The sequence below is a fragment of the Lactobacillus isalae genome (assembly GCF_947539375.1).
In the GTDB taxonomy this organism is placed as follows: domain Bacteria; phylum Bacillota; class Bacilli; order Lactobacillales; family Lactobacillaceae; genus Lactobacillus; species Lactobacillus isalae.
The window spans coordinates 1190214-1211535 of the sequence record NZ_OX443569.1 but is presented as its reverse complement, the minus strand read 5'-3'; the positions used below and the strand labels follow the sequence as shown (position 1 = coordinate 1211535).

Annotated in this window: 21 protein-coding genes; 17 read left to right on the top strand and 4 right to left on the bottom strand. The window is 33.9% G+C overall.

The annotated features are described in order from the left end of the window. The first annotated feature begins 10 nt into the window (after window positions 1–10). Both mltG and greA read left to right on the top strand, forming a co-directional pair. Entirely contained in the window at window positions 11–1105 is a 1095-nt protein-coding gene (mltG, locus tag QM512_RS05950) for an endolytic transglycosylase MltG (protein ID WP_282804873.1), read from the top strand. Between the two features lie 80 nt (window positions 1106–1185). Next, window positions 1186–1668 (top strand): transcription elongation factor GreA, encoded by a 483-nt coding sequence (greA, locus tag QM512_RS05945; protein ID WP_003646934.1) that lies wholly within the window; start codon window positions 1186–1188, stop codon window positions 1666–1668. A gap of 48 nt (window positions 1669–1716) precedes the next feature. Here greA and QM512_RS05940 read toward each other — a convergent pair whose 3' ends face one another. Then, entirely contained in the window at window positions 1717–4293 is a 2577-nt protein-coding gene (locus tag QM512_RS05940; protein ID WP_282804872.1) for a YfhO family protein, read from the bottom strand. Between the two features lie 115 nt (window positions 4294–4408). Here QM512_RS05940 and QM512_RS05935 point away from each other — a divergent pair, with 115 nt between their 5' ends. The 6 genes from QM512_RS05935 (at window position 4409) to QM512_RS05910 (ending at window position 8706) form a co-directional block, all read left to right on the top strand. Continuing rightward, window positions 4409–6508, top strand: a complete 2100-nt coding sequence (locus QM512_RS05935; protein WP_282804871.1) for a peptidoglycan D,D-transpeptidase FtsI family protein — start codon at window positions 4409–4411, stop codon at window positions 6506–6508. Window positions 6509–6580: 72 nt separating this feature from the next. Beyond that, window positions 6581–6730 carry a 50S ribosomal protein L33 gene (gene rpmG, locus QM512_RS05930; protein ID WP_003646937.1) on the top strand — a complete coding sequence of 50 codons (150 nt, stop codon included), beginning with the start codon at window positions 6581–6583 and terminating at the stop codon, window positions 6728–6730. Window positions 6731–6779: 49 nt separating this feature from the next. After that, window positions 6780–7337, top strand: coding sequence for a 5-formyltetrahydrofolate cyclo-ligase (locus tag QM512_RS05925; protein ID WP_282804870.1), 558 nt, complete (start codon window positions 6780–6782; stop codon window positions 7335–7337). Window positions 7338–7352: 15 nt separating this feature from the next. Next, window positions 7353–8039, top strand: a complete 687-nt coding sequence (locus QM512_RS05920) for a rhomboid family intramembrane serine protease (RefSeq protein WP_282804869.1) — start codon at window positions 7353–7355, stop codon at window positions 8037–8039. Window positions 8040–8041: 2 nt separating this feature from the next. Next, a complete protein-coding gene (locus QM512_RS05915; protein ID WP_004893755.1) occupies window positions 8042–8272 on the top strand; it encodes a YqgQ family protein in 231 nt (76 codons plus the stop codon). A 35-nt stretch (window positions 8273–8307) separates the two neighbouring features. Further along, on the top strand, window positions 8308–8706 hold the full coding sequence (locus QM512_RS05910; RefSeq protein ID WP_282804868.1) for a rhodanese-like domain-containing protein: 399 nt from the start codon (window positions 8308–8310) through the stop codon (window positions 8704–8706). 47 nt (window positions 8707–8753) lie between these two features. Here the strand turns inward: QM512_RS05910 and QM512_RS05905 are convergent, their stop codons facing one another. Next, the gene (locus tag QM512_RS05905) at window positions 8754–8933 is read right to left on the bottom strand and encodes a DUF3042 family protein (RefSeq protein ID WP_004897769.1); all 180 of its coding nucleotides are present in this window, start codon (window positions 8931–8933) and stop codon (window positions 8754–8756) included. Window positions 8934–9072: 139 nt separating this feature from the next. Between QM512_RS05905 and miaA the strand changes: the two genes are divergently transcribed. From miaA to QM512_RS05885, 4 genes are all read left to right on the top strand, one after another. Next, window positions 9073–9993: a tRNA (adenosine(37)-N6)-dimethylallyltransferase MiaA gene (miaA, locus tag QM512_RS05900; RefSeq protein ID WP_282804867.1), complete on the top strand. Its 921-nt coding sequence runs from the start codon at window positions 9073–9075 to the stop codon at window positions 9991–9993. 202 nt (window positions 9994–10195) lie between these two features. Then, window positions 10196–11533 (top strand): type I glutamate--ammonia ligase, encoded by a 1338-nt coding sequence (gene glnA, locus QM512_RS05895; RefSeq protein ID WP_282804866.1) that lies wholly within the window; start codon window positions 10196–10198, stop codon window positions 11531–11533. Window positions 11534–11643: 110 nt separating this feature from the next. Further along, window positions 11644–12813 carry an MFS transporter gene (locus QM512_RS05890; protein ID WP_282804865.1) on the top strand — a complete coding sequence of 390 codons (1170 nt, stop codon included), beginning with the start codon at window positions 11644–11646 and terminating at the stop codon, window positions 12811–12813. Between the two features lie 30 nt (window positions 12814–12843). Next, window positions 12844–13656 (top strand): Cof-type HAD-IIB family hydrolase, encoded by an 813-nt coding sequence (locus QM512_RS05885; protein WP_282804864.1) that lies wholly within the window; start codon window positions 12844–12846, stop codon window positions 13654–13656. A gap of 33 nt (window positions 13657–13689) precedes the next feature. Here the strand turns inward: QM512_RS05885 and QM512_RS05880 are convergent, their stop codons facing one another. Further along, on the bottom strand, window positions 13690–13986 hold the full coding sequence (locus tag QM512_RS05880) for a hypothetical protein (RefSeq protein ID WP_282804863.1): 297 nt from the start codon (window positions 13984–13986) through the stop codon (window positions 13690–13692). Window positions 13987–14061: 75 nt separating this feature from the next. Between QM512_RS05880 and QM512_RS05875 the strand changes: the two genes are divergently transcribed. The 4 genes from QM512_RS05875 to QM512_RS05860 all read left to right on the top strand — a co-directional run bounded on the left by QM512_RS05875 (window position 14062) and on the right by QM512_RS05860 (window position 18674). Continuing rightward, entirely contained in the window at window positions 14062–15006 is a 945-nt protein-coding gene (locus QM512_RS05875) for an alpha/beta hydrolase (protein WP_282804862.1), read from the top strand. A gap of 124 nt (window positions 15007–15130) precedes the next feature. Next, window positions 15131–16297: a thiolase family protein gene (locus QM512_RS05870; RefSeq protein ID WP_282804861.1), complete on the top strand. Its 1167-nt coding sequence runs from the start codon at window positions 15131–15133 to the stop codon at window positions 16295–16297. After that, window positions 16275–17510 (top strand): hydroxymethylglutaryl-CoA reductase, degradative, encoded by a 1236-nt coding sequence (locus tag QM512_RS05865; RefSeq protein ID WP_282804860.1) that lies wholly within the window; start codon window positions 16275–16277, stop codon window positions 17508–17510. The genes QM512_RS05870 and QM512_RS05865 overlap by 23 nt, the downstream gene beginning before the upstream one ends. Then, window positions 17511–18674 (top strand): hydroxymethylglutaryl-CoA synthase, encoded by a 1164-nt coding sequence (locus tag QM512_RS05860; protein WP_282804859.1) that lies wholly within the window; start codon window positions 17511–17513, stop codon window positions 18672–18674. It abuts the gene before it with no gap. 316 nt (window positions 18675–18990) lie between these two features. Here QM512_RS05860 and rlmD read toward each other — a convergent pair whose 3' ends face one another. Next, window positions 18991–20370: a 23S rRNA (uracil(1939)-C(5))-methyltransferase RlmD gene (gene rlmD, locus QM512_RS05855; RefSeq protein WP_282804858.1), complete on the bottom strand. Its 1380-nt coding sequence runs from the start codon at window positions 20368–20370 to the stop codon at window positions 18991–18993. Window positions 20371–20498: 128 nt separating this feature from the next. On the opposite strand from rlmD, the gene recX reads away from it, so the two are divergent. After that, window positions 20499–21314, top strand: a complete 816-nt coding sequence (gene recX / locus QM512_RS05850; protein ID WP_282804857.1) for a recombination regulator RecX — start codon at window positions 20499–20501, stop codon at window positions 21312–21314. Window positions 21315–21322 lie beyond the last annotated feature (8 nt).

The window sequence follows — 21322 nt, the reverse complement described above, 5'->3', positions numbered from 1 at the left end:
GGAAAAGCATTTGCTAAATCAGGACAAAAAGAAAAATCATGAGCTAGAAGAACAGGCATCTAAAAAGGTTACGCGCTGGATTCTTAGTGGATTAGGAGCAATTTTAGTTTTAGTTGTCTTAATTGGGGGTTGCTATGTTGGTTATGCACTTCAACCTGCAAATCGTCATGATGAAGATGTTGTTAGTGTTCACATTCCTGCAGGAGCAACTAATAGTCAAATCGCTCAGATTTTACAAGAGAAAAAGATTATTAGAAATGCAGCAGTTTTTAACTTTTGGTTAAAGAGCCATAGTGCAACTAATTTTCAGGCAGGTAATTTTTACCTGTCACCTTCAATGCATAACAAAGAAATTATTAGTCAATTGCAAGGCGGAGGCGGACGACCAATTGTTGGTCACGTTTTGATAAAAGAAGGACAAACAATTGATAGTATTGCTACTACAGTTGGTAAGAATACAAAATATAGCCGTCAAGACTTCTTGAAATTGATGAAAGACCAAAGTTTTATGAAGAGTTTAGAAAAACAATATCCTAAACTTTTGACTAGTTCAATGAATAGTAAGGGTGTTCGTTATCACTTAGAGGGTTATCTCTTCCCGGCTAAATACGATGTTTATCAAGGAGCTTCTTTAAAAGAACTTGTTAACCAGATGGTCGATAAGACTGATCAAGTTTTACAACCATACTATAGTTCAATTAAGAAAAAGCATTTAACTGTTCAGGAAGTATTAACTTTGGCTTCTCTTGTAGAACGTGAAGGTGTAAAAACTAAGGACAGACGGATGATTGCTGGTGTGTTCTTTAACCGACTTAAGGCTAATATGCCACTTCAATCTGATATTTCAGTAATGTATGCTTTGAATAAGCATAAGCATTCTTTGACGCTAAAGGATATTAAAGTGAAATCGCCATATAACTTATATGTACATAAGGGATATGGTCCAGGACCATTCAACAATCCAAGTTTAGATTCTATTAGTGCAGTATTGAACCCAATTAAGTCTAACTATCTATACTTTGTTGCTAACCTGAAGACTGGTAAGGTTTACTACAATGAAAACTACGATGAGCATTTGAAGCGAAATAGTAGTTTAGGTCAGTAAAAATGGTTGACTTTTTTAGGTAGAAAACATAAGCTGATTGGTGCAAAGAAAAATAGGTATAGGTAAGGAGAATTTTTAGTATGGCAGAAAAAGTTTATCCAATGACCGCTGAAGGTAAGGAAAAGCTTCAGAAAGAATTAAAGAACTTAAAATTAGTAAAACGTCCAGAAGTTATTGAAAGAATCAAGGTTGCTAGATCATTTGGTGACTTATCAGAAAACTCAGAATATGATGCAGCTAAAGATGAACAAAGTGCAGTAGAGCAACGTATTGTTCAAATTGAACAAATGCTTAAATATGCACAAGTTGTTGATGCAGATAGCGTTGATCCTAACGAAGTTTCAATTGGTAAGACTGTTACTTATACAGAAGTAGGTACTGATGATCCAGAAACTTATACTATTGTTGGATCTGATGAATCTGATCCACTTAATGGAAAAATTTCTAATGATTCACCAATTGCTCAAGCTTTACTTGGTAAGAAAAAGGGTGAAAAAGTAACTATCAATACTCCTGGTGGAACTTTTGATGTTACTATCAATGATGTAAAAACATTGAACTAATTTTAATATTTTGTCCAAAAAAGGGATTAACCTAGTCATTACGGCAGGTTAATCCCTTTTTGATTTGAAAATAAACATGATAATAAGAGAAACTATTGAAATTAAAAGGCCTAGTAGAAATGCAAAAGGAACATAAATTAAGAGGAGATGGTGTTGTCCTTTGCTTAGCTGAGCACTTAGAAAAGTTTGAGCAAATTTTTGAGTTTTAAGGAGCTTACCATTGTTAAAGATTATCCAATTTCTTGAGTAAGGAATAGTGGAATTTAAGATTTTCTTTTTTTCCGCACTATAGTTGATTCTTAAGGAAATAGGACTTGTTTGATAGGTTATAGGTTGTTTTTGCTTAAACTTTTTGATTATCTGCTTAAATTCTTGTTCTTTAAATTGAAGTACTCGCACACCATTTAAGTTGATGTCTTTTTTATTTAAGTTGAAAATGATTTTAATTGGTTTATTTGTAGAGTAATAGCCAATGTTTAATAATTTATTTGAAATCCCTAGATCTTGATTATTAAGCTGATGGTCATTAACAATGATTGATGTTGTATTTTCATCCAAGTTTGAAGGAAGTTCTAAGTAATATGGCCCTTTTTGAAACGATGATATTTCAAAAGTAATAGTGGCGTTTTTAGTGTTCGTATTCTTTTTATACTCATTAATATTTTTAGTTAACTTGACATTTTTTAATTTCGTAGGCTGTGTTAAGTATAAACTGTTGAATAAATCATTTTTTTGTCCTGTAATGCTATTAAATAAGGCATTTTGATTTGCTGCCGGCATACTAGTGTAAAAAGTTGTTTTTAGATTAGCGGGAGAAATAAAAATGAGTGGTAATGCAGAATTATTTTTTCTAATTTGAAGTTGTTCGAAACTTTTAACTACTTGATTGTTAACTAGATCTGGCCGATAAAAGGCACTAGTGAAGACTATTTGTTTGTTTTGAGGTAAGTTTCGACGATTTTTGATAGGAACAATATCATATTTCACTCCTAAAATACTATCTGATAATGGAGTGGCAAAATTGTTGGTAAAAGAGTTGTCATTATTTTCAAGTCCTAAATATTCAACTAAGTTGATGGTTGAACGATCAGAAATAGAGTTGAAATTACTAATGCCATAGTAGTTATTGCTTAAAGGATCATCATCGGAACGGGTAAATGTCTTTTCAGTTCGATATAAGCTATTGTCATATTTATGTAAGTATGCCGTACTTTCAGAAACATTTTTAGTGAAATTAGTGTAGTCAAAGTTTTTTTGGTAAGAAATATTGTCTAAGCTTGCTAATAAGTTAATACTTACTTCAAGCCCAACAATGCCAAAAAAGATTACAGGAATCCATTTGTAATTGAAAAAGAGAATTATTAACAGGCTGCAAAGTAGAAAAAGAATGGTAAGGGTAATATTAGTTTGATTTAAAAATTCTTTTTGGTGAAGATTCAAGAAAAGAAAGGCACTTAAGCTAAGTACTAGTAGTAAACATGCTATTTTACTGCTGACACTAAATTTTTGAATATGAGCAAGAACTTGAACTCCGAGGTAGATTGCGTAAAAAGAGAAGATAAAACTAAAGCGTGCTGGATACCAAACTGGATATTGACTTAAGTGCCAAAGTAAGACCAAAGGATTAAAAGAAAAAGAGAAGAATAAAAATAGAAGTAAAGTGGCTGCTGTGATTTTTTCTTTAATTGAAAAGTGTCGATTAAAGAAGTAAAGCACACATAAGAGGGTAAATATACTAGTTAAAAAAATATTTGGTAGTCCTTTTTCCATTTCGGTAAAGTTGAAAGCGCCAATTGTTAATTTATAAAGAGATTGATATGGCGCAAATTGAACGTCCATGGATAAGGTAGTATCAGACTGTATCTTACCGTTTAATATTTCAAAAAAGGCAGGAAACAAGACAAATGCAGCTAAGCTGGTTCCGAGGATGCTTTTTGCAAGGTACTGAATAATCTGTTTTTTAGAAAAAGAATGATTAATCAACTTCGTAATAAAATAAAGTAAGCCAAAGAAAAGCGCCATAAAGCCTGTGTAGAAATTGGTAAACCACAGTAAAAATGTAATCATGCTAAGATAAAAATAATGCGTTTCCTGCGTAAATAGTTTATCTATTGCATCCAGTAAAAGTGGCAATAAGATTAGACTATCTAACCACATCAGGTTTAAGTTATAGCTGACTACAAATCCATTTAGGGCAAAGGCGAGGCTAGCAGCAAGGGCAAAAATCTTGTCTTCGCCTTTGAAAAATTTCTGAAAATAGTAAAAGCTACTTAATCCAATACTGCCTACTTTTAAACTGATAATAAAAAGAATTGCTTGAGGTAGGAAGGAATTTGGAAAAATAAATAAGAGCAAATTAAAGGGACTGGTTAAATAATATGCTGCAGTTCCAATAAAAGAGTTCCCGAGGCCACTACTAAAGGTAAAAATAAAGTTTAGGGGATGAGAGAGTAAGTTGTTTTTATAAAATGAAAGAAAATCAATATATTGCTGGCCCAAGTCAACTGTTAAAATCTCTTGACCGCGATATAGAAAATAACTTGCAAAGATACAAGTGGGTAGTAAAAAAGCAAGCCAATATAGATATTTGTTTTTAAAATGCGTTGTAATTTTAGTAATAATCATTAATAAATACCCTACTTCTTAAGAATATATAATTATTGCGATTTTCATCGATGGAAAAATAGAATTTAGATGCTTTTTTTGCTAAAATCAATTCTAGTTTAGTGAGGTTAGAATTTTGAATTATTTAAAACAAAGTAAAGGTTCGAATAGAAATTCCACTTCGACGCCCCTAAGAATGAAGATTATTTTGGGCGTCATTTTAGTTTTATTTTTATTATTGATTGGTCAATTAGCATACTTGCAGCTTTTTTACGGCGGCCGTTTTCAAGCCGAAGTACAGCAAACAGACCAAAAGATTGTATCAAATAATGTGCCACGTGGTGTGATGTATGACAGTAGCGGTAAAGTTTTGGTAGGTAATAAAGCTAATAACGCAATTACTTATACCAAAAATTCTAGTGTTACGTCTAGTCAAATATATAAAGTTTCTAACGCTTTAAGTCAATACATAACACTTGATGATGAAAAGCCTACTCAGAGACAGCTTTATGATTATTATTTAGCTAATAGCAAAATTTCAGAAAAAGAAACAGCAAAGTTGCCTAAATCTGAACGCTATGACAGTAACGGGGATGCTTTAAGCTCCAGTCAAATTTATAATAATGTTTTAAAGCGTGTTGAAAAGCAGAATATTCATTTCACTAAGCGTCAAAAGACAGCAGCTTTAATTTTTAATAAGATATCTGGAGCATATACGCTTTCAACTATCTATATTAAAAATAAAGATTTAACTGACCGTGAAATGGCTTTAGTTGGGGAGCACTTATCTGAATTGCCAGGTGTAGGTATTGGAACAGACTGGTCAAGAAACTATCCAAATGGAAAATCCATTAAAAGTATCATTGGTTCAGTTTCTTCAGAAAAAGCTGGTTTGCCAAGTGATAACTTGCAATACTATTTAACTCAAGGATACTCACGTAATGACCGTGTTGGTACAAGTTATCTTGAGGAAAAGTATGAGCCACTTTTAAAGGGAACAAAATCTAAATCGCAAGTGGTAACTAAGTCAAAAGATGGCGTTGAACAGACGAAGACTGTTTATAAGGGTCAAAGTGGTTCAAGTTTAATTTTGACTATGAATGCTAAGTACCAGCAAGAAGTTGAAAAGACTTTGAAAAAAGTTTATGCTTCAGCTCAAGCTGCAGGTGCTACTCAGTACTCAAATGGAGCATATGCTGTGGCCATGAATCCAAAGACTGGTGCACTTTTAGCAATTGCAGGTATTGATCATAACGCTAAAACTAATAAAGATAGCGATGATGCCTTGGGTGTAATTAACAAATCCTTTGTTATGGGTTCTGCAATCAAGGGTGCTACTGTTGCTGGTGGATTGATGAACGGTATTATTACACCAACTAACAATGTAATGCCTGATACACCAATCTACTTGCCAGGATCTCCAATTAAGAAATCCGTTTATCCAGTTGGTACTTTTGGTAGCTTAGATGCTCCAACTGCTCTTGAAGTTTCAAGTAACATCTATATGATGCAATTAGCTTTAAGATGGGTAAATGCGAAGTATACACCACATAGTTTTATTTCAATGCCATCAGATGCATTTACTAAATTAAGACGTAACTTTGCAATGTTTGGTTTGGGACAGAAGACTGGTGTAGACCTTCCAGGTGAGGTTTCTGGTATTCAAGGTCGCTCATACAATTCAGCAGGCCAACTGCTTACTGGTTCTGTACTTGACTTAGCTTACGGAAACTACGATGCTTATACACCAATTCAGCTTGTGCAATATGTTTCAACAATTGCTAACGGTGGATATCGTATGCGTCCATACTTAGTTCAATCTGTTGGTGAAACTAATTCACAAGGAAATAAGGTATCAATTCTTTATAATACTAAGCCTCAAGTACAAATGCGTATTCCTTGGACTCAAGATCAGCTTGATGTCATTCACCAAGGATTTTATCGTGTGGTTCACGGTACTAATTCATGGGGAACGGCTCATTCATTAAAGGATGTAAAACCTTCAATTTCTGGTAAGACTGGTACTGCTCAAACTTTCTATTATGATGAGGATAATCCAGGTAATCCAAATGCACCAGAAGTTATTAACGCTACTTTTGTTGGTTATGCACCTTCAAAGGATCCACAAATTGCGATTGCAGTTGTCTTCCCAGGACTAGATCCAGATAAAGAAGGAACATATACACTTCAAGTTGCAAAGGCAATGGTTGAAGACTACTTCAAACTTAATAAATAGAAAAGTACTGGTAAAAGTAGGAAAAACATGGTATAGTTTAACAGTTAACTAAATAAGTAGGTGGTGGAAAAGATGGCAGAACATATTATCCTTGAATGCACCGAATGTGGCGATAGAAGTTACTTATCTGAAAAGAATAAGCGTAAGCATCCGGAACGTTTAGCTTTAAAGAAGTATTGCCCAGTTGAAAGAAAGGTAACACTTCACCGCGAAACTAAGTAATCAAAGCAACAGGCAATTCCTGTTGTTTTTTTGTATCCAGTGATATTTGATGAATTTGATTAATAAAAACGAATTACGAAATTTACAAATAAAAAGATTAACAGAATTTGCAAGCACAAGGCAGAAGCTTTTAGAAGATACTAGACTAAAAGAAAAGATGCTTATGAGCCCACTGATACGTGAAGTGAATAGTATTGGTATTTCTATTTCAATGCCATTAGAAGTTGATACAGCCCCAATTATTGCCGCTTTGTGGCAGATGGGAAAGAGTGTGTATATTCCGCGTTGTTTATCAAAGAGAAAGATGGAATTTACATATTATGATCAAAATACAAATCTGACTAAAACTAAATTTGGTGTTTTAGAAGATCATGATCCTAAAGCTATAGTAAAAAATGACTTAGACTTAATTATCGTTCCAGGTCTTGCTTACGGATTGGATAAAGGCAGTCGACTTGGCTTTGGTGGTGGATATTATGATCGTTTTTTAGAAAAGCACGAAGCACAAACTCTTAGTTTAGTTAATTCACTTCAAAACTTTAGTAAAACGTCATGGGAAGTTGAAAAACACGATATTCCAATTAAGAATTTCATTTTAGCTAAGTAAGGGGGAAGATTTGCAATGCAGAATTTGAAATCTAGCCGATTTTCTAGCACTTTTGTTACAAATACAATTTTAATAGTACTCTTTATTGTCTTTATAATTGAAACAATAATGGGTGGATCGACTAATATTAATACATTGCTTCGTCTGGGTGCGATGAATAATCAGCTTGTTACTGTTGAGCATCAATGGTGGCGCTTGTTTACGGCTCAGTTTTTGCATATTGGTTGGTTACATATCGCTTCTAATGCAGTAATGATCTATTACATCGGTCAATTTATGGAGCCACTTTTAGGTCACTGGCGGTTTTTAATTGTTTATCTATTGTCAGGTGTTGGCGGAAACTTATTAAGTTATGCCTACGGAAGCGATTCAGTAGTTAGTGCTGGTGCATCAACTGCCTTATTTGGACTTTTTGGGGTTGTCATTGCGCTATATTTAGCAAATCGATCAATTCCAGCAATCGACTATTTAGGAAGACAAGCACTGGCCTTAGCTATTATTAATTTGGCGCTTGATTTGTTTGCCAGTCATATTGATATTTTTGGTCATCTTGGTGGTTTAATATCTGGTTTTCTTTTAGGAATAATTTTTGGAAGTGCTCATTTAAGACAGTATCACCATAAATTAAGAGTTATTGCGGCAGTAATTGCAATTATTTACGTTGTATTCTGTTTACGTCAGGGAATAGTGATTAGTAATTAATAATGAAAAATTTACACGATGTTCAAAAACTTTTAAAAAAATTCAATATTATAGTTTATGTTGGTAAACGTAAGTGGGATATTGAATTGATGGGAATTGAGCTAGATAACTTATATCATGCCGGCGTAGTTTCTAAAAAGGAATATATGAATGCAAAGTTGATTTTAAGTCATGAACATGAAATTGAAGAAGAAAAGGAAACTAGCGCAAAAGATAGTAATGGATTATCATAGTACTATAGAAATTCTTATATAGGGGTAAGTAGTTAATGAATATTTTTGGGATTATCAACATTATCTTAATCATCATTATTTTAGCCTTTGCCTTGAGTTGGCTTTGGACATGGATTCAATCAAAGCGGGTTGGTGGTGCTTTAACTAATGAAGAATTTGAAAATGGAAAGAGAAAGGCACAAATTATTGATGTACGTGAAAAGGGGCCTTTTAAAAAAGAACATATTTTAGGAGCACGTAATATACCGTATACGATGTTCAAGTATCAATATCAAGAAATTCGTCCAGATTTGCCAGTCTATCTTTATTCTGACTCAAGTGCTTTAACTATTAGAGCAGCGCGTTTTTTACAAAAGAAAGGCTATAAAAAAGTATATTGGCTAAAGGATGGCTTTGAAAAATGGGATGGCCAAACAAAGGCCTCTAAATACTAAAAGAGAGATCAACACCTTTAAACGGGGATTAATCTCTCTTTTTTATTTTAACCTTGGTGAGCTGAGTAGCTCTTTCTGTTGGCTTTAATTCTGTTTTGCTCAATTCTGTCAGCTTCTTTTTGTTCAGGTTCTACTACCTTTTTCTTGTAAGTAGCAAGTCCTGCGGCAAGAGCGCCAACAGTTGCTAAAACACCTGTTACAACACCAGCTCCAAATTTCTTTGCCATAGTAATGCCTCCCTAAAAATTATTTTATCAATTCAAATTTTAGCAATAATTCTTATTTCGATAAAGCCTTTTGCTATATTAAGTCTGAAGAAATAGCAGTTTTTTGTTAGAATTGATATCAAGAAATAGAGGATTTAAAATGCAAAAAATTGTTGTCCTGATTGGACCAACCGGAATTGGAAAAACTGATCTAGCATTGAATTTAGCGCCAAAGATTAATGCGGAAATTATTTCTGGTGATTCAATGCAGATCTATCGAGAAGTAAGCATTGGTACGGCCAAGCCGACTGATGAGGAGTTAAATAAAGTAAAACATTATTTAGTCAATCAACGCTCAATTTTTGATGAGTACTCCGTTAAAGATTTTGTTGCAGAAGCTACAAATGCGGTAAGTGAAATTGCAAATAATAATGCTATACCTTTAGTTGTTGGAGGAACTGGTTTTTATATTAATGCATTGGTTAATAAGCTTCAATTAGGAGAGCCTGGAGAATATAAAACTAGCGTTGATCCTAAATGGGAAGAATATTTGAAAGAAAACGGCGAGGATAAATTGTGGCAGCTTCTTAATGAAAAGGATCCAGCAGCTGCTGAAAAAATTGCTCCACAAAATAATCGTAGAACGCTTAGAGCATTAACGGTAATTAGCCGAACAGGTAAACTATTTAGCAAGCAGCAACAGAAAATTTTACCAAGATATGATGCCTTAATTATTGGATTAAATAGTGAACGAGAGCAAGTCTATCAACGAATAAATAAGCGAGTAGATAAAATGATGGATCTTGGTTTACTTAAGGAAGCTGAGTTTGTTTATAAGAATCGTGAACGAGAACACCAAGCCATTCAAGCAATTGGTTATAAGGAATTTTTCCCTTATTTTTCTGGCCAAAAGACGCTTGATCAATGCGTAGATAAGTTAAAACAAGCTTCGCGCAAATACGCAAAACGGCAATTAACGTATTTTAAGCATCAATTACCTGTTGTTTGGCTTGATCCGTTGCAAGATGAAAATGTATCGGAAAAAGCACTTAAAGAAATAAATGATTTTTTAAATAATTAAAAATGAGGACGATGACAGACTATTATAAGTGTCTTTATAATAATAAGTTTAAAATATATCTAAAAAAATATTAATATTGATTGACGAGACCAATTTAGTCTGTTATTGTTTTCATTGTGCATAAGCACAAGTAGTGAATAGATTTTTAAGGACTATACCAGTTGCAAATATTAGGCTTAGTTCTTTAGAATAGGTGTGTACAATGAGTAAAACTATTACTGCAGAAGATATTAAAAAGAGTGTTAAGGATAACGATGTTCGTTTCTTAAGATTAGCTTTTACTGATATTAACGGAACCTCTAAGGCTGTTGAAGTTCCAACAAGTCAATTAGATAAAGTCTTAACTAATGACATTCGTTTTGATGGTTCTTCAATTGATGGCTTTGTTCGTCTAGAAGAAAGTGACATGGTTTTATACCCAGATTTCTCTACTTGGGCAGTTTTGCCTTGGGGAGATGAAAAGGGTGGTAAAATTGGTCGTTTAGTATGTTCCGTTCATAAGACCAATGGTGAACCATTTGAAGGAGACCCAAGAAATAACTTGAAGCGTGTCCTTAAAGAAATGAATGACATGGGCTTTACTGATTTTGATATTGGTTTTGAAGCAGAATTCCATTTATTTAAGTTAGGTGAAGATGGCAATTGGACTACTGAAGTTCCCGACCATGCTTCATACTTTGACATGACATCTGATGATGAAGGTGCAAGATGTCGTCGTGATATTGTTGAAACATTAGAAAATATCGGTTTTGAAGTTGAAGCTGCTCACCATGAAGTAGGTGACGGTCAACAAGAAATTGACTTTAGATTTGATGATGCTTTAACTACTGCTGACCGTGTTCAAACATTTAAGATGGTGGTTCGTGAAGTAGCTAGAAAGCATGGCTTATATGCTACATTTATGGCTAAGCCGGTAGAAGGCCAAGCTGGAAATGGGATGCACACTAATATGTCTTTATTTAAGGATGGTAAGAACGTCTTTTACGATAAAGATGGTGGATTCCACTTATCAGATACTGCACTTTACTTCTTAAACGGAATTTTGGAGCATGCGCGTGCAATAACAGCAATTGGTAATCCAACTGTTAACTCATACAAGCGTTTAATTCCAGGTTTTGAAGCACCTGTTTATATCTCATGGGCTTCTAAGAACCGTTCACCACTTGTTCGTATTCCAGATGCTGAAGAAATTAATACTCGTTTGGAAATGCGTTCAGCTGACCCAACAGCTAACCCATATCTTTTACTTGCAGCATGTTTAACTGCTGGTTTAAATGGTATTAAAGAAGCTAAAAAGCCAATGGCACCTATTACTTCTAACGTCTTTGAAATGTCAGAAGAAGAAAGAGCTAAGCGTGGTATTAAGCCACTTCCATCTACCTTGCATAATGCTGTTAAAGCATTCAAGGCTGACCCATTAATCCAAGAAGCTTTAGGTGAACACCTAACTCAAAGCTTCATTGATTCTAAGAATCTTGAATGGTCTAAATACACTCAATCAGTTTCTGATTGGGAAAGAGACCGCTACATGGGTTATTAATTAAATTAAAGAAAATAATTAAGCCAGTTGAGTAATTTCAACTGGCTTTTTTGATTGGATTAAAAATGTGATAAAGTTAAAAGTAATAATGCTAGAGAGGAGCTAAATGATTGAAAAGAAGGCAATCAATTTATACTAAAGACGTTATTTTAGTTATGGCAGCGTCTTTCTTTTTTATGTTCTCAGTTATGTTTGTAACGCCTTTAATTAACGGTTATGCAATTAGTTTGGGAGCAAGTGCAGTTTTTGCTGGTGTTATAACGGGAATTATGAGTGTTGTGTCAATGTTCTTAAGACCTGTGGCTGGTAATTTAACTGATCGTTTTTCAAAATATAGTCTGTCTTTTATTGGCGGAATATTAATTTTAATTGGAGTAGGAGGCTATTGTTTTTCGCCATCAGGAGTATGGTTATTAATCTTTCGATTAATTAATGGTACTGGATTTGTTTTAGCTACTGTTTGCATGACGACTTGGTTAGCGTTTTTAGTTCCTCGTAGTCATGTTGGAGAAGCAATGGGATTTTATGGATTAATGAATGCTTTAGCAATGGCGCTTGCTCCAGCTTTGGCTATTAATTTATATAAGGTAATTGGTTATAAGTCCGCTCTATGGCTTGCTGTAATGGCAGCTATTTTGATGATTGTTTCAATTCAATTTGTTGGTAATCATGCTAAGCCTAAAATTGCAAATCGCAAAAAAAGGAAAATAAAAATTATCCAAAAGGATGCAATTCCGATAGCTTTATTGACAACTTTTTTTGCAATTCCATATTTTATTACTCAGGCTGATATTGTCGTGTACGTTGAAAGACAGCATTTTTCGATAGCTGTTGGCTACTTTTTCGTAATTTATGCAGTTGCCTTATTACTAATTAGAATTGGCTTGAAAAAGTATTTTGATTTAATCCGATTTGGATTTTGGTTCTGGTTAAGTTTAATAGCAATGATTTTATTTTTAATTGTTGCTACTTTTATGGTTAATAACTGGTTAATGGGATTGGCTGCAATTATGCTGTCAGTTGGTTATGGAGTTATCTATTCTGTAAATCAGTCTACGGCTTTGATGTTAGCTCCAATTGAAGAGCAAGGATTAGCTAGTTCAACTTTTTATTTGGGCCTTGATATTGGAATGGCAGCTGGTCCAATGATTGGTGGTATAACTGCTCAAAATTTAGCTCCAGATTATTTTTATCCAATTTTATTAGTTATTGTGCCAATTATTTTAATTATTTATTTTGTATATCGTAAGAAATTAAACGGTGCTTTAAACCATCGTTAGTAAGCTATTATCATATAAGGAGATAAAAATATGACAATTCCTTTTAAAGCAGTGGCGGTTGACATGGATGGAACCTTTCTAAATGATAAGAGAAGTTATGATCATGAACTTTTTGATCAAGTTTTAAATAAGCTTGAAAAACATAATATTCAATTTATAGTAGCCAGTGGCCGTCCTTTTGCTCGTTTAAAAAATGATTTCTCTGATTTTATTGATCGAATGGATTTTGTTACCGCCAATGGTTCAAGATTAATCGTTGAAGGAAAAGAAGTCGCGTTTGAAGGATTAAATAAGAAACAAACAATTGAATTAATTAATTTTGTTCATGATAAATATGGCAGTATGGCAACAATGGCTTATGGAAGAGAGAAGGCCTATATCGGAACTGAAGCTCCAGCAAAAGATAAAGAATTTTTGCAATATTTTGCAAAGGAAAGTACTGAAATAAGTGATTGGCAAGATTTACCAGATGATACTTTTATTGAATTAACCTTTCATTATGATAGTAAGATTGCTAAGGATATTGAAAGAGATTTTAATGAAAAATACGGCAAATTAGTTACTACGTTTGCATCTAATCCTGTTGCAATTGATGCAGTTAAGTATGGAATTAGTAAGGCTACGGGGCTAAAGAATTTACTGGCTCGTTTTGGTTTAACGGGCGAAGACTTAATTGTTTTTGGTGATAGTGGTAATGATGTTCCAATGCTTGATTTTGCAAAATACAGTTATGCGATGGAGAACGGGATGGAGATTGCTAAAGAACATGCTAAGTATCTTGCCCCAAGCAATAACGATAGCGGTGTTTTACAGGTCTTAAATAAATATTTAGATGAAAATTAAAAGAATGGAGCGTTGGCTCCATTCTTTTTTGTCTTATAAAAGGTAAACTTTTCCCTTATTTAGATTTATTTGAATACCAAAAATTTTTTCTTTTTTATCTAATTCTTTGTCGTAAATATATACTGGGATATGCGCATACTTTAATTTATCTAATAAATGCTTTATTTGAGTAATTGTTTTAGCTTTTTTTCCAAGTAATAATAAACATTGATCTCCTTCAACTTGAATCTTACTAATTGGAAAAGCAGGATTAGATTTGCTAGTTTGGTAGAAGAATTGGAAGTTAGGATGAAGGTCAGAAATTAAAATTAAGAGATCATCTAAGTACATATTAATTCACCATATCTTGATTTCTATATTTATTAGAGATAATATAGATTATATCTTTAAAAAAGAGGTCTTCTAATGAAGATAAAGAGTAAAAAAATAAAAATAGTAATTATCTCTATTTTAGCAGTTTGTGGTCTCTTTATAGCAGCTGGACTATATTTCTATCAAGTTGCAGTTGTTCCAGGACATAAATCTTTTATTAATAATGATACTAAATTAGTAAAGACTGATCCGCTTTACAAAGAAAAGAAATGGTATCAAGATGTTCCTAAGCAAAAGTGGATTATGAAGTCAGCTGATGATAATTTGAAATTAGATGCAAATTATATTCCAGCAGCTAATTCTAAGAAGACAGTGATTATTCTTCATGGATTTATGAATAATAAAGATACCATGGGAGCTTATGCAGCGATGTTTCATAAGTTGGGATATAATACCCTCTTGCCAGACGCGCGGGGACATGGACAAAGTGAAGGTAATTATATTGGATATGGCTGGCGTGAAAAGGTAGATGTTAAAAAGTGGGCAGAAAAAGTTATTAAAAAGAATGGATCTAACAGTAAAATTGCTATTTTTGGTGTAAGTATGGGTGGAGCAACAACAATGATGGCTAGTGGGTTGAAAATGCCCAAGCAAGTAAAGGCATATGTTGAAGATTGCGGCTATACAAATGTGAAAGATGAAATAGAGCATGAAGCTGAAGATTTGTATCACTTTCCAGCTTTTCCACGTTTTCCATTAGTTGAAGTACTAAGCGGAATTACTAGACTTAGAGCTGGCTATTTCTTAAAAGATGGTAGTAGCGTAGACCAAGTAGCCAAAAATAAGCGGCCGATGCTTTTTATTCATGGAGCTAAAGATACTTTTGTACCAACTGAGATGGTATATCAAAACTATAGGGCTGCTAATGGTAAAAAAGAACTCTGGGTTGTTCCAGGGGCCAAGCACGCAAAGTCATTTGCGACTAAACCAGTTCAATATCAGAAAAAAGTAAATAAATTTTTGAATAAATATATGTAGAAGATTGCTAGGATTGCTTAGCAATCTTTTTTTAGAATTGATTAAAAATATGGCACTTAGTGTATCTGCTTAAGTTTGTGAGCTATCATAGTTATTAGAATAATTTTTATTAAGAGGTGGAAGCGTGTTACAGGATGTTTATATCGTAGGAATGAATCGAATTCCTTTTGGTAAGTATCGTGGATTTTATAAGGATAAAAGTGCGGTTGATTTGGGAGTTTTAGCACTTAAAGGCTTATTAAGAAAGAATATTATCTCACAAGATAAGATTGATAATGTATTGATTGGGAATGTCTTAAGCGCTGGTTTAGGGCAAAATATTGCTCGCCAGATTGCTTTGAAGTCTGGACTAGCTGAGTCAATAGTTGCGACTAGCATAGATGATGTTTGTGGTTCAAGCTTAAAGGCATTACGGTTTGCTCAGGGGCAGATGCTGCTTGGAGATTCCGAAATTGCCATTGTTGGAGGAGCAGAAAGTATGACAAATGCTCCACTTTTGCTTGATAAGAGTAAAAAGCATGATGAAAATCCAGCATACCGAGACAGTTTAATGATAGATGGAATTGGGGATGCCTATTCTCAAAAGCCAATGGGAATTACTGCTGAAAATGTAGCAGATAAATATCAAGTTACGCGTCAAAATATGGATGAATTTGCACGCGATTCTCATGCTAAGGCCTATGCGGCTCAAGAAAATAATTGGTTTGAAGAAGAATATGCTCCAGTTAAGTTAGATGGTGAAGTTCTGGATCATGATGAAACTATTCGACCAGATACAAGTTTAGAAGCATTAAATAAATTAAAGCCAGTATTTAAAGAAGATGGACGCGTTACAGCAGGTAATTCATCGCCATTAACTGATGGTGCAAGTATGCTTTTGCTTGCTAATCAAAAAAAGGTTGATGAATTGGACTTAAATCCTTTAGCTTATTTAGGAGCTTATGCAGAAATTGGCTGTGATCCTGCTTACATGGGATATGCACCATATTTTGCAATAAAGAAACTGCTAAAAGAAACTAATAGTACAATTGATGACTATGATTTGGTTGAAATTAATGAGGCATTTGCTGCCCAAGCTTACGCCGTCGCTCGTGATTTGAGCATTCCAAAAGAAAAATTAAATATTGCTGGTGGAGCAATTAGTTTAGGACACCCATTAGGAGCAACAGGAACGCGTTTAGTAATGAGTGCGGTAAATAGTTTACGTAAGATCAATGGTAGAAGAGCTATTGTATCTTTATGTATTGGTGGCGGTCAAGGAATTGCATATGAAATCAGAAGAATTATCTAAGAAGAAGTTTTATCAGTGGTTACCAGAAGAGAGAAGAGAATTTCTTAAAAATGAAGGAATTGAACTTAGTGAAGTTGATTCTGGTGCACTAGATAGGCTAGATAAACTTAGTGAAAATGTGATTGGACAAGTTCGACTTCCATTGGGAATTCTTCCTAGATTAATTGTTAATCAACAAGCTTATCGTGTGCCGATGGCCGTTGAAGAACCCTCAGTTGTAGCAGCAGCTAATCATGCAGCTAAAATTTTTAATAAAAATGGTGGCGTAGTTGCAAATAGTATCAGAAATGGTATTTATGGACAAATCGTTTTAGAAGTTTCTGATGATTTTGATTTGACCAATTTTAGAGAAGAATTTCCACAGTTAGTTGAGTTAGCTAATCAAAAGTTTGCTAGTTTAGTTAATCATGGTGGGGGAGTTCGTGAAATTGAGGCTTCAAAAAAAGCAAATTTAGTTTTTATTCGTGTCTTAGTTGATCCAGCAGAAGCGATGGGTGCTAATAAAACAAATGCTATCTTAGAGTTTTTAGGCAATAAATTAGAAAAACAAGTAGATATTAAACATACTTTGTATGCGATTTTATCCAATTATCCAACTCAGCTAACTACTGCAAAGGTAAGTTTAGCTCTAGATAGTATTGGTGGATTAGAAATAGCCAAGAAAATAGTTCTTTTAAGCGAAATTGGTCAAAATGATATATATCGTGCAGTAACTAATAATAAAGGAATTATGAATGGTGTTGATAGTGTCTTAGTCGCAACTGGTAATGATTATCGAGGAGTTGAAGCAGCAACTGCTGTTTTAGCAAATGAAAATGGCACCTACACATCATTGAGCAAGTGGAATATTGAAGGAGATAAGTTAAGCGGAACTGTAACTATTCCTTTAGCAATTGGCGTAGTTGGTGGCTCGATTAAGTCTCGCAAAGATGTTCAACAAAGTTTTAACTTACTTGGTCATGTATCTGCCAAGCAATTAGCAGAAATTATTGCAGCAACTGGTTTGGCCAATAACTTTTCAGCTCTCTTAGCAATATCAACTAAAGGCATTCAAGCTGGACATATGAAGTTGCAAGCTAGAAACTTAGTAGCAACTTTAAATGCCACTGAAGATGAAAAGGCAGAAGTTTTAGAAAAGCTCCAGCAAAGTAAGCAATATACTCAAGAAGCTGCTATGAAATTTTTAAAAGAAATAAGAAAGGATAAAAAGTAGATGAAGGTTGGAATTGATCAAATTGGATATTTTACCCCAAATAAGTATGTGGATATGGTAGATTTAGCTCATGCTAGAAATCAAGATCCAAATAAGTTTTTGATTGGAATTGGACAGAAGAAAATGAGCGTGGCTGATTCAACGCAAGATGCAGTTTCGATGGGAATTAATGCTACTTTGCGTTACTTAGATAAAATTGATAAATCAAAGGTTGGACTGTTGATTTTCGGTACTGAAAGTAGTGTTGATCAATCTAAATCAGGGTCATTATTTGTAAAATCAGCCTTAAAACTTGATCCAACCGTTAGAACTTTTGAGGTTAAAGAAGCATGTTTTGGCTTGACCGCTGGTCTGATGATTGCTCAAGACTTTGTTCGATTACATCCCGATCAAACTGCAATTGTAATTGGAAGTGATATTGCCCGTTATGGAATTAATACTGCTGGTGAAGTTACTCAAGGAGCAGGAAGTGTCAGTTTATTAATTTCTAGCGATCCTAAAATTTTAGAGCTTAATGAAGGACATAGTGCTTATAGTGAGGATATTAATGATTTCTGGCGTCCAAACTATTCTAAAACAGCTAAGGTAGATGGAAAGTACTCAACTCAGGTTTATCTAGACTTTTTCAAACATACTTTTTCTGATTATAAAAAACAGAAGAAACTAGAAACAAAAGACTTTGCAGCGATTGTTTATCATTTACCTTTCACTAAAATGGGCTTGAAGGCAAATCGATTAGCGGTTGAAGGAGTAGATGAAGAAACTAATGCACGCTTGATGGATAGTTTTACTGCTGCTAAAGAATTAAATGCTAATGTAGGTAATATTTATACTGGTTCGTTATATTTAAGTTTGCTTAGTTTACTTGAAAATGGTGGCTTAAAGGCTGGCGATTTAGTGGGGCTATTTTCTTATGGTTCAGGTGCCATGGCTGAATTTTATTCTGCAAACGTGGTTGAAGGATATGAAAATGAGCTGGATAAGAAAGCTGATGAAGCGTTACTAGATGAGCGGAAGAAATTAACTGTTGCTGAATACGAAGAAATATTTTCTGCAAGTTTAGAGGATCCTGAAAATAATATTGAACTCACTAGTGATGAAGAAAAGGGTAGATATTATTTTGCCGGAGTTCGTGATGATATTCGTCAATATCGAGTTAAATAGCTTGTATTCGCTTACATAGTTGTTATAATAAGACATGTGGAGAGGTAGAATAATATTGTAAAAAGTTTTTATCTCCAGATTGTAGTGTTTTAAAGACAAGATTCTCTTAGTAAGATCAAATAGTCGTTATTCAATACAGATGCAAACAAGTGATGTTGATCAAGTCATAATATTGAACCCAGATACTGATGTTATGGCGCTAGATAGTATTTACCTCATCCACTTGAAAAAAGGTTGTAGTCTAGGCAGTCTACAACCTTTTTTGTATGTAAAAAAGCAGTCGCTTGGACTGCTGAAAATCAGATTAATATGTTACTTACTTATTTTTTCTTAAAACTAATTTTGTGACACCTTCCCAACGCGGAGTTTGAGGCATCATATCAACTGGTTGGATAACGCGAACATCGTAAGCTTCGCTTAACAAAACTAGATCTTTTGCAAGAGTGGCTGGGTTACATGAAACATACACAAAAGTTTCAGGTTTAACTTCTAGTAAAGTTTTGATCAATTTTTTACTTAATCCTGTTCTTGGTGGATCGACAATTAAAGCATTAATTGGAACGCCTTGATTTTTTAATTCAGGAAGTAGCTTTTCAACATTTCCTTGAACGTATTCTGCGTTTCTAACATGATTTAAGCGACAATTTTCTTGTGCGTCAATTACGGCTTCAGGAATAGATTCAATTCCAATCACTTGCCTTACTTGGTCACTAGCTAATATTCCTAATGTACCAACGCCAGCATAAGCATCAATTAAAGTTTGATCAGGCGTTAAATCGAGATACTTAAGTGCTTCTGAATAAAGCGTGCTAGTTTGTTCAGGATTAAGCTGGAAGAAGGCACGAGGTGAAAGTTTGAATTTTTTACCTAATATTTCTTCAGTAATGTGTGATTTTCCGAATAATTTAATAGTCTTGTTGCCCCATACTTGAGGATTTTGCCATTGGGTTTCATTTTGAAAGACAGAAACTACATTAGGAAGCTTCATAATGTGGCTAGCAAGTAATTTGAGATCTTTAATCTTTTTACCAATTGTAATTAGAGTCACTTGAATTTCACCAGTAGCATTGCTTTGACGGACAACAACAGTTTTAATTCCATCATTATGACGTCTAAAGTCAGCAATACGAATGTGAAGTTTATCAATTAATTTCTTGATTTCACGTTCAGTTTTTTGCGTTTCTTTTGTTTGAGTAGGCATCTCAGGTAAATCGATCAAGCGACGTGAGTTAGGAGCATAAAGGCCAAGTTTACTTTTACCCTTATTAAATTCAATTTGATACTGAGCTTTATTACGATAGTGCCAGTCATTTGGTGCTGGAATAGTCTTTTTAACTTTATATTTAATGTAGTCTCTTGGATGATATTTTCTAAGTGATTCTAAAATTAAGTGTTGTTTAAACTCAAGTTGCTTTGGATAAGAAAGATGAGCTAATTCTAATCCGCCAACTGCTGGATCAACTCCCTTAGGGAATGCAATTCTATCAGGAGATTTTTCTTTAATTCGAACTAATTCACCTTCTAAGTAGTGTGGGTGATGATTGACTATTTTAGCTACAACGACTTCATTTGGAAGAGCACCAGGAATAAAAATGATTTTCTTTTTATAATATCCAATACCCTCACCATTAATACCTAAGCGCTTGATGGTAATGATAATGTCTTTTTCTTGTTTATTTTTAGTAAATTTTGTCAAAATAAGGCCCTCATTTCGATTGATTCATGAAAAAAGTGTCACAATAAGCATAAGCGTTATTTTCAAGTGATACAAGTATTTAATTTATTATAATATAGAAGAAACTAAAAAATGAAGAAGGTGTGGCAATGCCGATTATTACTAAAATTAGTACGCAAAAGCGTAAAGGTCGATACAATATTTTTATCGATAATGAGTATGCTTTTAGCGTAAGTGAGAGAACATTAGCTGAAAGAAGATTATTAAAAGGAACAGAATTAAGCGAGGAAGACATTGAAGAGATAAAAAAAGCTGAAGCAGATAGTCATGCCATTCAGCTAGCTATGTCTTATTTAAGTTATCAGCCACGTAGCATTTATGAAGTTTTAGAGCATTTGAATAAGCATGAGATTAGTCAAGAAGCTAGTCAAGCTGCTATTGAGAATCTAATGGATTTGAATTATCTGAATGATAATAATTTTGCACGCTTATTTATTAAAAATAATCTTCGAGTTGGAAAAGATGGACCAAGATCAATTAGCAGAAAATTGAAGCAAAAAGGTGTGGCTCCAGATATTATTCAAGATTCTCTTTATGAAACTGGGGATGAAGAATGGATCGATGCTGGTGTTCGTTTAGTACATTCGCTAGTTCATCAAGTAGGTAAATTATCATATAAAGAAATTAAGCAGAAGGCTTTGACTAAACTTCAGACGCATGGTTTTGACCAAGATCTAGGCGAATTAGTAGTTGAACATCTAAATTTAGAGCACGATGATGATGAGCAACTAGAAGCTTTAGAAAAACAAGGAATTAAGGCTTGGCGTCGTTATCGGAGAGATGACGATTTTAAAAGAAAGCAAAAAGTTAAGAGATATCTATTTCAACATGGATTTTCAGGTAGTGAGATTGACAGCTTTTTAAGTGGTGAATTAGTCAATCTAGAAGAAATAGATGAATATTAATTTGCTGG

Bases quoted from the DNA above. Each gene is read 5' to 3' on its own strand.
- greA (WP_003646934.1), top strand. From the start codon at position 1,186: ATGGCAGAAAAAGTTTATCCAATGACCGCTGAAGGTAAGGAAAAGCTT.
- QM512_RS05860 (WP_282804859.1), top strand. From the start codon at position 17,511: ATGAAGGTTGGAATTGATCAAATTGGATATTTTACCCCAAATAAGTAT.
- recX (WP_282804857.1), top strand. From the start codon at position 20,499: ATGCCGATTATTACTAAAATTAGTACGCAAAAGCGTAAAGGTCGATAC.
- miaA (WP_282804867.1), top strand. From the start codon at position 9,073: ATGCAAAAAATTGTTGTCCTGATTGGACCAACCGGAATTGGAAAAACT.
- glnA (WP_282804866.1), top strand. From the start codon at position 10,196: ATGAGTAAAACTATTACTGCAGAAGATATTAAAAAGAGTGTTAAGGAT.
- QM512_RS05865 (WP_282804860.1), top strand. From the start codon at position 16,275: ATGAAATCAGAAGAATTATCTAAGAAGAAGTTTTATCAGTGGTTACCA.
- QM512_RS05915 (WP_004893755.1), top strand. From the start codon at position 8,042: ATGAAAAATTTACACGATGTTCAAAAACTTTTAAAAAAATTCAATATT.
- QM512_RS05910 (WP_282804868.1), top strand. From the start codon at position 8,308: ATGAATATTTTTGGGATTATCAACATTATCTTAATCATCATTATTTTA.
- QM512_RS05875 (WP_282804862.1), top strand. From the start codon at position 14,062: ATGAAGATAAAGAGTAAAAAAATAAAAATAGTAATTATCTCTATTTTA.
- QM512_RS05940 (WP_282804872.1), bottom strand. From the start codon at position 4,293: ATGATTATTACTAAAATTACAACGCATTTTAAAAACAAATATCTATAT.
- QM512_RS05920 (WP_282804869.1), top strand. From the start codon at position 7,353: ATGCAGAATTTGAAATCTAGCCGATTTTCTAGCACTTTTGTTACAAAT.
- QM512_RS05880 (WP_282804863.1), bottom strand. From the start codon at position 13,986: ATGTACTTAGATGATCTCTTAATTTTAATTTCTGACCTTCATCCTAAC.
- rpmG (WP_003646937.1), top strand. From the start codon at position 6,581: ATGGCAGAACATATTATCCTTGAATGCACCGAATGTGGCGATAGAAGT.
- QM512_RS05885 (WP_282804864.1), top strand. From the start codon at position 12,844: ATGACAATTCCTTTTAAAGCAGTGGCGGTTGACATGGATGGAACCTTT.
- QM512_RS05925 (WP_282804870.1), top strand. From the start codon at position 6,780: ATGAATTTGATTAATAAAAACGAATTACGAAATTTACAAATAAAAAGA.
- QM512_RS05905 (WP_004897769.1), bottom strand. From the start codon at position 8,933: ATGGCAAAGAAATTTGGAGCTGGTGTTGTAACAGGTGTTTTAGCAACT.